The following is a 13,727-nucleotide window of genomic DNA, read 5'->3' on the forward strand; positions in this document are numbered from 1 at the left end:
ATAAGGGAGCCACTGTGGTGGTTCCCCTACACCCTATGAATGTTCCCTCTCCCAAAAAGTTAGTTAGAATTTATTGGTGCTTTTTAGAAGCATTTCTGCGTTTGAGGAATAGCACTGAACCTATAGCTCCAATGCCCAATAGATTAGATATATTATCTTCTGGAGTACTTTCTGGAACAGCATTTACTATCAAGCCCTCTGTAGGAAAAGTAAAGCTTTCATCGTTTACCGCTATTGATACAAGTCCATTAAATCCACCACTGGGTAAATCACCTATTTCATCTTTATATTTGCTATAAACTATAAATTGCAGCTTAGTCGCAGTACTTATTTCTTGTAAACTAACATGATATTTAGTACCTCCAACCCAGCTAGAATCAAGTGATTCATTTCCTTGTCTAGTTATATCAGATTCAGATATGCGAGTAGCTTTAATATTACCTGGTTTAAACTTACTAGTACCAGAACATAAATCATTTACTTCTTCCACACATATATGTTGAGCTTTAATAATAGCTCTCGGATAAAAGCCTCTTTCAGATGAGGAGTGTGAATCTTTCACAGAAGTATTTAGAACAAAAGTTAAGTTACTTTTTCCTTCATTGGTAACAAAAGTGTAATTTAAGTAGGGTGTCGCTAGAACAGATTCTGGAGCTAAACAAGTAACAATAGAGAAAAATGTGCTTAACGCCATGACTTTCTTGAAGTTATTTAGGGTAGTTAAATAACTCATTGAAGCACCTCCAAATTGTGCATTGAATATATAATTTGCAAAGCCAATACTACCTGGGTATATTTGATGCTTTATCTGCTATTTACCCAAAACCCTGATGTTAGAAAAATATTCGTAGATCTACTTTTTAAGGAGTGGAGAAATTGGCAACAAAATAATTTTAGACAAACTAGATTACTGCTATAGCTCTGTTGCCACTCTGATTACTTGATGTATTTTTGAATGTCTAATAACTATTATCAAAGCATAAATAACAGTAATTATACTGATTGTTTTGCTATTTTTTATGAAAAAAAAGATATGATTTTACACAATTTGTTTACAAACTTTCAATCTATTCTGCTCTGCGCTATATTATTTATTTAAAGATAAAAATCTTTTTGTGAAGGGAGAAAATTATTCACATTTTTATGGAAAAGAAAATAATTTACTCTTGCTAATTTTGAGGATGAAATATTAGCTGTAAATTATAAATATCGTTATTTAATAAACCAAATCATACCACTATTGTGCAAAGTGCAAAAGTAAAAGGGGCTGGGGACTAGTGATTGGGTACTGGGGATTAGGCTGAAAGCGGGCAGATTACTGCCCTGAAAATTACCTCTAGGATGAGCGATCGCTTAATTTTTGCCCCTACAGCAGCTACTTTTTCCAAGGTAGTTTAGTACCCATCTCAGTTAAAGCTGAGAAAACCAGATACAGTACAAGAACAACAATGCCAATCAGAAAAAAAACAAGGTCGTTATCCATTCTTTAAATTTGTGTAAGTAACACTCAAGACTACCAAATCTAGATTAATAGCTCCTGAACTTGTAGAACAGCAGCACCGAAAAAAATTCTGGTGTTGCTGAATTGAGGTATGAAGTTTACAGTTAATGCCAGAAAAATGAAGCTGAGGTATAAATGTGTCTACAGCTAGATTAACTATTCAGTACATACCGCAGATATTACTACACCGATTATGAGAAACAAAATTATAGCAATAGCCGCGTTTCTAACTACAATCAACATCATTCAAACTGCTGTAGCTGCTAACTCGGAACATATTAGACAATTGCTAGCAAACAAACAATGTCACGATTGTGACCTCAGTGGTGCTGGCTTGGTGATGGCTGACTTAAGTAATGCGAATTTGAATGGAGCTAATCTTACAGGTGCAAACCTCAGTCGTGCAAACCTCAGTGGTGCTGACTTAAGTAACGCCAATTTAAAGGGTGCAGGATTATTTGGTGCCAACCTAAGTGGGGCAAAGTTGAATGGGGCAACTCTGGCGGGTGCAGATTTGAGAAGTACTTATTTAGTAAATGCAGAAATGACAGGTGTAAACCTCAATGGCGCTAACTTACAAGGTGCCTTGGGGATACCATCGCAAATTGCCAAACCAGAAGAATTTTATGCCTGGGGCGTCGCAGAAGCACAAAAAGGTAACTACCATCAAGCCATAGACTATTTTAATCAAGCGATCGCCCTCAAGCCAGACTATGCTCTCGTTTACCTAGCTCGTGGTGTCGCTCGCTACCAACTATTTGACAGACAAGGCGCTTTTCAAGACGCCCAGACTGCCGAAAAATTATTTACAAACCAAAAAAACAACGAGGGCATACAAACAGCACAAGCTTTTATTAAAGAACTGCAAACACCCCAGACAGCCCAGGTAGATCGTGGTAAACCAAATTTTATGGACTTTTTGGGAGGTATTACTTCACTGTTTCTTCAGCTCACGCCCTTTTAGGAGGAGAAAGGGAAGAGGGGCAGGGGAGATGGAAAGACAGGGGGACAAGGAGAGGAGCCAGCGGCGTGCGGGGGTTTCCCCCCATTGAGACGACTGGCGTGGGGAGACAAGGAGAATAGTAAACAACTAACCGCTAACCAATGACTATTTCTAACCAATTGTGGGAAGCAAATCAAGAACTAGCACAAGCTTGTCTAGTGCATCCCTTCGTCCAAGGTATTGCTAGTGGTACTCTGGCACCATATAAATTTGCCTACTATGTAGGACAAGATGCATTTTTTCTAGAAGCCTTTGCCCGTGCCTACAGTATCGCTGCTGCTAAAGCCCCAGACTGGGAAGGATTTAATACGTTTCACTATTTAGCTGGAGGTGTGCTGCAAGAACTATGGCTGCATGAAAGCTACGCAGCTAAGTGGAATGTGAATTTGCGCTCTACAGAAATAGGAGCCGCGACTCGTCGCTATACAGATTTTTTGTTAGCTACTGCCTGGGGGCAAGATGTGGGTTTAACTGCTGCGGCTATGTCTCCTTGTATGCGTCTTTATGCCTTTTTAGGAGAACAGTTAGCTCAAGATGGCATTCCCAATCATCAGTATGCAGACTGGATTCGCACTTACAGTAACGGTGATTTTCAGTCGCTGGCACAAGAATTAGAAAGCTTAGTGGAACGCTATGCAACTACTTCTGCCTTAACTGACTCAACTTACCGTTATGCGATGTTGTGTGAGCGAGATTTTTTTCAAGCGGCATGGGAAGTTAGGGGATAGGGGAAGAGGAGGGAGGGGACAAGGGGAGGGGGAGAGGAGCAGAGGAGTAGTAAACAAATAACCACTAACTACTAACCCCTGTACGGGCGGGTTTTAACAAAAATATCTCTGGGATGACGAAATATATAAATAAACCCGCACGGCAGTCGCTACAACCGGGGGAACCCCGGCAACGCGCTGCCTCCCCTACTAATGACTAATGACAAATGACTAATGACTAATGACCAATCCCCAATCCTTTTCCCTAATTGATAAATTACTAATCAAACATCATAGTGTGTCTAGCAAAATTATTAAGTAACGCAAATAACTGATACATTTTGTGATGTGAGCCACACTAAATAAAGGAGTTTTGAAGCGATCGCAATGGATGTAGATGAACTTCTCATACGCTACAAAGCAGGAGAGAGAAATTTTAAAGGCGCTAACCTTATTGGTGGTTATTTGTATGGAGTAGATCTGAGTGGAGCGAATTTACAAGGAGCATCTCTAAGCGAAGTTGATTTGAGTCAAGCCAACTTAGAGGGAGTTAATCTCAAAGAAGCTTCTCTAAATGGTGCTAATCTTACAGGTGCTAATCTTACAGGTGCTAACCTAAGTGGAGCAAATCTTTACGAGGCAAAGCTTACAGGAGCGATTCTCGACGGTGCACATCTGAAGATGGCAGACTTAATAGATGCTGATTTCACCGCTGCTAACTTACAGGGAGCAAATTTGTACGGAGCATATCTCAACGGAACCCTGCTGCAAGGTGCAATCATGCCAGATGGCACAATTCACGAGTAAACAGTTATCAGTTATCAGTTATCAAAACAGAATCCACAATACCCTACGGGAAGCCGCCCTCTGGGCGTCTACAGTAGTCAGAATTTAAAATTTAGAATTTAAAAGTCAGTGAAATTATTCTTTCTTCTGGATTCTGGCTTCTGGCTCCTGACTTCTGTTGTTTACTGTTCACTGTTTACTGGTAACTGATTTAACTGATGTAACGTTTCTGATATTTTGAAACAATCAATATACCTATCCGAGATATAAATTCAGAACAAAAAAATGGTAGAGTCAAGATTTGAGACTCTACCATTGGTCTACCATAATGAAAAACCCACTTCATTTCTCCGTTACGGCAATAAAGTAACGCAGATGTCACAGTTACATAAATTTGATATTTTAAAAGTTTCAATTATCAATAAATATATATTGGACATCTGTAAAATCTCTACTTTATGATGCTCATACAAGAGTATTTTAGGAGTCCAAAGAATGGCAGAAAATTAAACACCTGGCTCGCAACTGCTAATGCCACAAACTTTATGGCACAGCCCACAGCCGAATCTAATACTGCCTTCTTCCTGCCGCATTTAATTCAGAGAGGAGATTTGCCACAACCAAGATCGTGGCACTGAGGAAATCAAAATGTCAGAAAATTTTAGAAGTAAAGTTGTCACCCAAGGAGTGCAGCGATCGCCTAATCGCGCTATGCTCCGTGCTGTTGGTTTTAAAGATGAGGATTTCATTAAACCAATTGTTGGTATTGCCAACGGTTACAGCACCATCACCCCTTGCAATATGGGTATTAACAAACTAGCGCAAAGGGCTGAAATTGGTGTTAGGGATGCTGGAGCAATGCCGCAGCTATTTGGCACAATTACAATCAGCGATGGCATTTCAATGGGAACTGAGGGGATGAAATACTCCTTGGTGTCGCGCGAAGTAATTGCCGATTCGATAGAAACCGCCTGCAACGGGCAAAGCATGGATGGAGTGCTAGCCATTGGTGGCTGTGATAAAAATATGCCAGGCGCAATGCTAGCGATCGCCCGCATGAACATCCCCGCGATTTTTGTTTACGGTGGTACGATTAAACCTGGACATTACAAAGGACGCGATTTAACCGTTGTCAGTTCTTTTGAAGCTGTGGGAGAATATAGCGCCGGGAAAATAGACGAAAATGAACTTTTGGAAGTTGAGCGTAGCGCTTGCCCCGGTGCTGGCTCCTGTGGGGGAATGTACACAGCTAACACTATGTCTTCTGCGTTTGAGGCGATGGGGATGAGTTTGCCCTACTCCTCAACAATGGCAGCTGAAGATGAAGAAAAAGCCGATAGTACGGAAAAATCGGCATTCGTATTAGTGGAAGCAATTCGCAAGCAAATTTTACCTCGTCAAATTATCACTCGCAAATCAATCGAAAATGCGATTTCGGTAATTATGGCAGTAGGTGGTTCCACAAATGCCGTATTGCATTTTTTGGCGATCGCTCGCGCTGCTGGTGTCGAACTTTGCCTTGATGACTTTGAAGCGATTCGCGCCCGTGTTCCAGTTTTGTGCGATTTAAAACCTAGTGGTAGGTATGTAGCTACGGATTTACACAAGGCTGGTGGTATTCCTCAAGTGATGAAAATGCTACTAGTGCACGATTTATTACACGGAGATTGTTTAACAATTTCCGGTCAAACAATTGCCGAAGTTCTAGCAAATGTGCCAGAGGAACCATCACCACACCAAGATGTCATCCGTCCTTGGCAGAACCCAATGTATCCTCAAGGACACCTAGCCATCCTCAAAGGTAATTTGGCAACGGAAGGGGCAGTAGCAAAAATTACTGGCGTAAAAGTACCAAAAATTACTGGCCCGGCAAGAGTATTTGAATCCGAAGAATCTTGCTTAGATGCGATTTTGGCTAAGAAAATCAACGCTGGTGATGTAATCATTATCCGCTACGAAGGGCCAAAAGGAGGCCCCGGTATGCGGGAAATGCTAGCTCCCACCTCGGCAATCATCGGGGCTGGCTTGGGTGATTCTGTCGGATTAATTACCGATGGGCGCTTCTCTGGCGGTACTTACGGCATGGTAGTAGGGCACGTTGCACCAGAAGCAGCAGTTGGAGGTGCGATCGCTTTAGTAGAAGAAGGTGACACCATCACCATTGATGCCCATACCCGCTCGTTGCAGTTGCACGTATCTGATCAAGAATTAGCTCGTCGCCGTCAAAGTTGGCAACCCCGCCCACCTCGTTACACTAAGGGTGTGTTGGCGAAGTATGCCAAGTTGGTGTCTTCTAGCAGTTTGGGTGCGGTAACGGATTTGGATTTATTTTAGTTTTAGATTTTTGTAGAGATGTGCCATGGCACGTCTCTACTTTTTAGTATGAATCTAGATGTAGAGACGCGAAATTACCCTACGGGAACGCCTGCGGCGTACGCGTCTCTATAAGGGTTTTGGTGACTTCTATCTTTCTTGTTAATGAATCCTAGACTGTACGCGCTACAGACTGGCATAGATACCATCAAGTGCTAGTAACTCCTCGTGCTTAACCTACCCGACAATTTGCCCATCATCCATCACATATATGCAATGACTAGGAGTAGTGGTCTGTCAACCAAAAAATGACGGGTTGAGGCTGACACGGGGACATGGTGAAACCCAGACGCGGAGAATTTTAACCCAGCAAAATTACTCTGACAGAGTAGTAGATGATTTTTAGAAAGAGAAGAAGCTGCCATTGTGATTCAGCCAAAACAGATTTAGGATGATTGAAAATATTTGAATTTGTTGAGAGTTGGGTATTTTACTCGACTTAGTTAAATGATGGTAAAACGCGCAGATGTCAGTACCAAAAAGTTAATTAGCCTCGCACCCGATAACTGGGTGAAATGGGTAACACAAATACCTGATATCAAAGTTGGGGAAATTCTTGATTCTGAATTTCAATGGATTAGTAGAGAAAGTGATGTTTTAATCCGTGTTGAAAGTCAACAGTATGGTGAGTTTCTAGTTCTCAATGAATTACAACTGCGTCCTTCATCCCAAATGGCACGTCGGATGCGTGCCTATGCAGCCTTAGCAGAAGAAAAATATAATTTACCGACTTATCCAGTATTAATTAATATCTTGAAAATCAATGATGAGCAAATACCGGATAGATTCGCCTCAAATATTGCCGGGTTGCAAGCAAGGCAAGATTATCGAGTGATTAATTTGTGGGAGGTTGATGTCAATATTGTCTTTAATCAACCGTTACCCTCGTTACTGCCCTTTGTGCCGATTCTTCAAGGAGGTGAGAACGAGTCTACAATTAGAGAAGCACTACAGATTTTGCGTGCTGATGAACAGTTAGATCAACTGGAAACAGTACTGGCATTTTTTGCGACCTTTGTGCTGGAGAGTACATTAGTTCAAGAGATTATGAGGTGGGATATGGCTGTTTTACGGGAGTCGCCTTGGTATCAAGAAATTGAGCAGCGTGGTATACGTATTGGTGAAGAACGCGGAAGGAGAGAAAATTTTTTAGCCAATATTGCAACGATTTTAGAGGTGAGATTTGGGAGTGAGGGCTTAGAATTAATGCCCCAAATAGCCCAGATTTCTGATTTAGAGCGGTTGCAGGAAATTTTACGTAGTATTGTTGTCGCAAATACAATTGAAGAATTGCGAGATGTTTTGTAATCAAATTTAGCAATTAGTAGGTAGTGGGTAATTACGAATTATTTTGTGGTGGGATTTGGGCGAAAATAGCAGATTTTAACAGTTCAGGAAGCTGTTTCCACACTACATTTCCTTTTTCACTTTTGATATACAGTTGCATAAATTCTAGTAAAGCTGCGGCGCTTTCTTCTGGGATGAGATTGACGAAGAGATAGGTGGGTTGATCTGGACTGACAACAGATACAACACAGCCATGATTACACGCCCATAAACAGCCAATAGGCTGGATTTCCACTTCATTATCTGGGAATTGTTCAGTGCATAAAGTGTTGAGTTGGTCGAGTAAAATCTTGCCATCAAAAGGGGGATTGTCTGGTCGTGTTTCAGATGAGCGGTGGCAGGATTTGCAGACGAATAATGTGTGTTTGGGCATAGGTTTAGGGAGTATTTATTAAATATTTTTCGATATCATTGAGTATTTCATGGGCGGCGAAAATGTTAAGCCCACGCCAAACGGAAAAATCTACAAGATATACTTGATTATTTTGTACTGCCTTGAGTTTTGACCATAAAGGCTTTTGTTGTAGTTTTTGAATCACCGATTGATCATCTTTTTTCAATGGTGCGACAAAGAGAATATCACTATCAATCGTTGGTAATATTTCCTCAGAAATGGGCAATTCATCATCACCTGATTCGGTAAATAGAGGATTCAAAAATCCTAACTCTTCTAAAATACCACCAGCAAAGGATTTTTTACCCCTAGTAATAACAATGCGTCCATCGGCTACGAAAATAAATGAGATTTTCGGGGGTGGACGATCGCCCATTAAGGTTTTCAATTCTTGAATACGGTGATCATATTCATCCATTAGTTGATTAGCCATTTCCGTTTTGTCAAAAACCCTTCCAGCATCCTGAAGATGTTGTCTCCAATTACCTCTAGTTTCCCTCCAAGGCAAAATAACTGTAGGAGCAATCATAGACAACTGTTTATAGACTCTTTGAAATTCTGGAATAGAAATACAAAGAATTAAATCAGGTTTTAGAGATAACAGCTTTTCTAAATTAATTTGACCTACCGAATCACGCAATACATAGATTCCGTTCATCTTACCTTGAAAATAACGAAAATTGTCTTCTACCTCAGTAACTATCCAAGTGGCGATCGGTTTTATGTCCAAAGCCGAACTGACAGCAAGACTGTTAAAATCCAAAGTAACTATTCGTTGGGGATTAAGAGGAATACAAGTTTCACCTTTGACGTGTTGCACTATTCTGCAATCTTGATTTGCTCCTTGAGAATGGGAATTTGTAAATTCTTTCCCGTTATCAATACCACAAGATAAAGCCAAAAATATCAAAATTTCCGACAAAAATAGTAGAAAAAAACGATGAAAAAATCTTTTCATTAGAGATAATCAGAATCGCTAAAATCGCCAGTTTAGGTACTTATCACACCCTCCGCCTCTAGTACCGCTGCAACCCGTAAAATCAGCGCTTCGTTGTATGGTGCAGCTATTAATTGCACTCCTAAAGGTAAAGCATTTGGACGTTGAATTGGCACTGATAAAACGGGTAAGCCAATGAATGATAACGGTTGAGTGAATAATCCTAAATGAGGGCGGACAAGAATTTCTTCTCCATCTAAAATCATGGTTTGTTGCCCTATTAACGGTGCAGAAATGGGGGTTGTGGGGGCAAGAATTACATCTACTGTTTGAAAAACTTCACGGACTCGATCTCGATACCACCTTCTAAATCGTTGGGCTTGAATGTACCAATTACTAGGAATTAAGGCACCTGCAAGAAAGCGATCGCGTGTGGCTGGATCGAAATCTTGAGGACGTTGACGCAATTTTTCTAAATGCAGATTTGCTCCTTCGCAGGCTGTAATTACAAAAGCTGCGGCACGAGCGCGATGAGCTTCGGGTATAGTGACGTATTCAGTAATATTTAAAGCATCAGCTACTTTTTGCACTGTTTCTAGTGCTTCTGGATTTGCCCCTTTGCAGAAATAATCACCTGCAATGGCAATTCGCAAGCCATCAATACCTTGATTTATTTGTAACAAACAATATTCGGGAGGGCGTTGAGTACAAACTGGATCGCGTTCATCTTCTCCTTGAAGTACATCAAAAGCTGTGGCGATGTCTCGTACAGAACGCGCAAAGGGGCCAATGTGGTCAAAACTGCTGGAAAATAAAGCTACACCAGCACGGGATAACCTTCCATAAGTGGGTTTAAAACCAAAAACGCCACACAAAGCAGCGGGTACGCGAATTGAACCATTAGTATCAGAACCCAGCGTCAAGGGAACCAATCCAGCTGCCACCGCCGCTGCCGAACCACCCGATGAACCACCAGCGACTCGTTTTAAATCGTGGGGGTTGTGAGTTGCACCGTAATGGGCATTTTCCGTGACGAACCCGTAGGCGTACTCATCCATATTCAACGCACCTACGAGTACTGCTCCCGCTTGTTTCAACCGCGCCACCGCCGTTGCGTCTTGGGTAGCTGGAGGATTTTCAGCATTTATTTTTGCACCTGCTAGCGTTGTCAAACCAGCAATATCAAAAAGATTTTTCACCGCAAAGGGAACACCAGCAAGTAAACCGGGGTTTTTTCCTTGGGCAATTTCCCTGTCTATCTTTTGTGCATCTGTTAAAGCAGTCTCAGCAGTTACAGCCGTAAAACAGTTCAATTCATTATCTCGCGCTGCAATACGTTTGAGGGCAGCTTGCGTAACTTCTGTGGCGCTCACTTTGCCTTCATGCACAGCATTGGCGATTGTGATTGCATCGGCTGAGTTGAGATTCATGGTTCAAATACAGTTGCTGCTTCAATTTCTTCGGGTAAGGGAAAGGAATTTACAAGTTGAGCGATCGCACTAATTCTCTCAAAATTCGCTACCACCCCATCTCTATATTCATCCCTAAGATCCAAATCCAATAAGCATACTATCTGATCAACATATTCACCTACATTAAACTCTTTCTTTTCCATCTTTGCGTCCTTTAGGTTATTTGTGGTTCATTACTAGCACTACGGATTGTACTCAAATTTGCTACTCGAACGTATCCCAATCCAATCATTTGCTGGAGTTTGTCCAAATTCATGACTCGATTTATTTAGTACTGCTCAAGCGATCGCGGACTGGTATATTTCATTTGTTCCATTATTTACTTGGAAAAATTCGCACCGCATCATCTGCAATCGATAATTGTACCCGTGTTCCTTCGGGTATGGCTGTATTAATCATTGTTCGAGCGTGTAGTTCTTTCCCTGAAGGAGTTTGCAAACAATAGCGATACTCACGTCCTAAAAATCGCCGCGTGCGGATTACTACGGGAGCATCTGTAGCTGGCTTTAAGATAAAGTCTTCTTGGCGAATCATCATTTCGCCAATTTCATGGCTATGACTAGCTTTAACGGCGAAACAACCAATTTCTGTTTCCCATAAATTACCTTGACGGCGGGCAGGCAAAAAATTAGCTTGAGTGACAAATTCAGCAACAAATCGGGAGGCGGGATGAGTATAAATTTCTTCTGGTGTACCAATTTGTTCTAAATGCCCCTGCCGCATCACACCCACAATATCAGACACAGCCAGTGCTTCTTCTTGATCGTGGGTAACAAAAATAGCCGAAGTTCCCGCAGCTTTGAGAATATCTCGTATTTCTTCTCGCAGCTGTAACCTAACTTGGATATCAAGATTGCTCAAGGGTTCATCCAAGAGCATGAGTTTTGGTTGGGGTGCTAAAGCGCGGGCGAGGGCAACGCGTTGTTGCTGTCCGCCAGAAAGTTCGTAAGGGTAGCGTTTTTCAAAGCCTTCAAGTCTGACAAGGGTAAGGGCTTGTGCTACACGTTTTTGTATTTGTTGTTTACCATAGCCTTTCAACCCAAAGGCAACATTTTCTGTAACTGTCAAATGGGGAAACAAGGCATAATCTTGAAAAACAATGCCAATGTCACGTTTTTCTGGCGGTATCCAAGTAGTGCGATCGCCAACTATTTGCCCGTCTATTTCTACTATTCCCGTTTGTGGACGTTCAAAACCACCAATGATTCGCAGTAGTGTAGTTTTACCACAACCAGATGGGCCGAGCAATCCCAAGATGTTTCCTGTTTGTAATGTCAAAGATACGTTCTTGACAGCAGGAGTTGTATTTTCTGAAAATTGCTTGGTTGCGTCCTGTAAACGTAGAATTACTTTTTGCATAGTTAAATTAATGTCAAAAAAGCAAACACACTATGATTAAAGATAAGAAATTTTCTTAAAAGCAGCTGCACTGGCGACATACCATCCGCTACGAATGAAGTAAACAAGTCAATATTTCTTTCCTTCTGCCACCTGCTGTCTGCCTACCTGCGCTCTTGCGCGCAGCGACTTCTGCCTGATTTTTTTCTGTATCTTAAAATTTAAGTTTTACTACTGAGTTTTTCTTGCGATAACACTAATAGAGTAGAACCGAATGAAACTAAAAGCATTGCTAGTGAGGCAGCAGCAGCATCGGCAAAATCAACGTTTTCTGTTGCTTGCCAAATTTGTACTGCTAAGGTATTAAAGCCAATTGGTGCCAATAGCATAGTTGCGGGTAGCTCTTTAATTGCCGTTATAAACACCAGTACTGCTCCACTTAAAACTCCTGGGCGGACTAAAGGTAGAGTAACTTCTGTTAGTGTTTGCCAAGCCGATCTGCCTAAGCTGCGTGCTGATTCTTCAATTTGGGGATTGACTTGTAATAGCGAACTGCGAACAGTACCTACTGACTGCGGTAAAAATAATACTAAATATGCAAATATCAACATTGGTAAAGTTTGGTACAGCACTGGTAAGTAATTGGCACCAAAAAATACCAGCGATAAGGCAACTACGATTCCCGGTACGCCAAACCCAATATAGGAACAGCGTTCAATTATCGCAGTGATGCGACTGGGAAAGCGAACTGAGAGAATGGCGATTGGTAAGGCAAATATAATTGTAGCTGCGGCTGCGAGTCCTGCTGCCAAAACTGAATTGAGAACTGCTGGTAACAAATTGGGAAAAGTATAGCCACTATTTAATCCCCGCATCAGCCAAAATATGGTGATACCGACTGGTAGCGCTACACCCAAACCACATATTAAAAGACAAAAAGCAAAAGCAGGCCATTTCCAGATTCCCAGTTTGACAATTTTTGGCAGACGCCCAGATGCAGAGCCACGACTGTAGTAAGCAGCACGCGATCGCACTCGATACTCTAACCATAAAATTAACAGTACCAGTGCTACCAACATCAAAGACAAAGCAGCTGCTGAGTTACGGTTAAAACTGGCTTTGTATTGCACAAAAATCGCCCTCGTAAAGGCATCAAACCGCATCAGAGAAGGTGTGCCAAAGTCTCGCAAGGCATACAATGCTACCAATAATCCGCCGGCGATCGCCGATGGATTCAACTGCGGTAAAATCACCCGAAAAAAGGTTTCTCTGCCGTTGTAACCCATGCTGCGAGCAGCTTCTTCCAAGGAGGGATCTAAACCTTGTAAACCAGAACGCACACTCAGCAGCATATAAGGATAGGTAAACAATGTAATTGCTAATATTACTCCCGGCCAACCATAAATAGAAGGCAATTCTTTGACGCCTAAAGGTTCGAGTAATATCTGCAAAAAACTGCCGCGTGGCGCTAAAGTTGCAATTAATGTAAAACTTCCCACATAGCTAGGTACTGCTAGGGGCAACGTAGTCAATACTAACCACAAGCGCCGTCCTGGTAAATCTGTCCGCACAGTTAAAAATGCCAGTGGTACGGAAATTAGGGCAGAAAAAAATGTTACAACTGCTGCCATCGCTGCACTGTTGACAAAAATCATCAGATTGCGAGGGCGAGAAATCAATTGCCACAATTCTTCTCCACCAATACCTGCGGTGCGAATGACCAGGTAAACTAATGGCAAGGCAATGGCAACTGCCACTACCGCTGCCGCTAATGTGAGAAATAATGGAGGGCGAACCGCTTTCAACTCCTACAAAACTCCTGCCTGCTGTATTAATTTCAGAGTTGTTTCTAAATCAGATAATTTTTTA

At 41.8% G+C, this 13,727-nt stretch carries 12 protein-coding genes; 5 read left to right on the forward strand and 7 right to left on the reverse strand.

Going from position 1 to position 13,727, the window contains the following annotated elements; genetic code table 11:
• Positions 1-70: 70 nt before the first annotated feature.
• Complete coding sequence (locus UYC_RS0115110; protein ID WP_016872770.1) at positions 71-733, reverse strand: hypothetical protein; 663 nt, start codon at positions 731-733, stop codon at positions 71-73.
• Positions 734-1,694: 961 nt separating this feature from the next.
• Here UYC_RS0115110 and UYC_RS0115115 point away from each other — a divergent pair.
• The 5 genes from UYC_RS0115115 (at position 1,695) to UYC_RS0115135 (ending at position 7,678) form a co-directional block, all read left to right on the forward strand.
• Entirely contained in the window at positions 1,695-2,465 is a 771-nt protein-coding gene (locus UYC_RS0115115; protein ID WP_016872769.1) for a pentapeptide repeat-containing protein, read from the forward strand.
• A 140-nt stretch (positions 2,466-2,605) separates the two neighbouring features.
• Positions 2,606-3,232: a TenA family protein gene (locus tag UYC_RS0115120; protein ID WP_016872768.1), complete on the forward strand. Its 627-nt coding sequence runs from the start codon at positions 2,606-2,608 to the stop codon at positions 3,230-3,232.
• 366 nt (positions 3,233-3,598) lie between these two features.
• Positions 3,599-4,018, forward strand: a complete 420-nt coding sequence (locus UYC_RS0115125; RefSeq protein WP_016872767.1) for a pentapeptide repeat-containing protein — start codon at positions 3,599-3,601, stop codon at positions 4,016-4,018.
• Positions 4,019-4,645: 627 nt separating this feature from the next.
• Complete coding sequence (ilvD, locus tag UYC_RS0115130) at positions 4,646-6,331, forward strand: dihydroxy-acid dehydratase (protein ID WP_016872766.1); 1,686 nt, start codon at positions 4,646-4,648, stop codon at positions 6,329-6,331.
• A gap of 489 nt (positions 6,332-6,820) precedes the next feature.
• Positions 6,821-7,678: an RpnC/YadD family protein gene (locus UYC_RS0115135; RefSeq protein WP_016872765.1), complete on the forward strand. Its 858-nt coding sequence runs from the start codon at positions 6,821-6,823 to the stop codon at positions 7,676-7,678.
• 31 nt (positions 7,679-7,709) lie between these two features.
• On the opposite strand, the gene UYC_RS0115140 is transcribed toward UYC_RS0115135, so the two are convergent.
• The 6 genes from UYC_RS0115140 to UYC_RS0115165 all read right to left on the reverse strand — a co-directional run bounded on the left by UYC_RS0115140 (position 7,710) and on the right by UYC_RS0115165 (position 13,663).
• Complete coding sequence (locus UYC_RS0115140) at positions 7,710-8,090, reverse strand: DUF1636 family protein (RefSeq protein WP_016872764.1); 381 nt, start codon at positions 8,088-8,090, stop codon at positions 7,710-7,712.
• A gap of 4 nt (positions 8,091-8,094) precedes the next feature.
• Positions 8,095-9,069: an iron-siderophore ABC transporter substrate-binding protein gene (locus UYC_RS0115145; RefSeq protein ID WP_016872763.1), complete on the reverse strand. Its 975-nt coding sequence runs from the start codon at positions 9,067-9,069 to the stop codon at positions 8,095-8,097.
• Between the two features lie 32 nt (positions 9,070-9,101).
• The gene (locus UYC_RS0115150) at positions 9,102-10,478 is read right to left on the reverse strand and encodes an AtzE family amidohydrolase (protein ID WP_016872762.1); all 1,377 of its coding nucleotides are present in this window, start codon (positions 10,476-10,478) and stop codon (positions 9,102-9,104) included.
• Positions 10,475-10,663: a DUF4089 domain-containing protein gene (locus tag UYC_RS0115155; protein ID WP_016872761.1), complete on the reverse strand. Its 189-nt coding sequence runs from the start codon at positions 10,661-10,663 to the stop codon at positions 10,475-10,477. The genes UYC_RS0115150 and UYC_RS0115155 overlap by 4 nt, the downstream gene beginning before the upstream one ends.
• 172 nt (positions 10,664-10,835) lie before the next feature.
• Entirely contained in the window at positions 10,836-11,879 is a 1,044-nt protein-coding gene (locus UYC_RS0115160) for an ABC transporter ATP-binding protein (RefSeq protein ID WP_016872760.1), read from the reverse strand.
• 200 nt (positions 11,880-12,079) lie between these two features.
• Positions 12,080-13,663: an ABC transporter permease gene (locus tag UYC_RS0115165; RefSeq protein ID WP_016872759.1), complete on the reverse strand. Its 1,584-nt coding sequence runs from the start codon at positions 13,661-13,663 to the stop codon at positions 12,080-12,082.
• Between the last annotated feature and the right edge of the window lie 64 nt (positions 13,664-13,727).

Origin of the sequence: Chlorogloeopsis fritschii PCC 6912 (assembly GCF_000317285.1) — a bacterium.
Lineage (GTDB): Bacteria > Cyanobacteriota > Cyanobacteriia > Cyanobacteriales > Nostocaceae > Chlorogloeopsis > Chlorogloeopsis fritschii.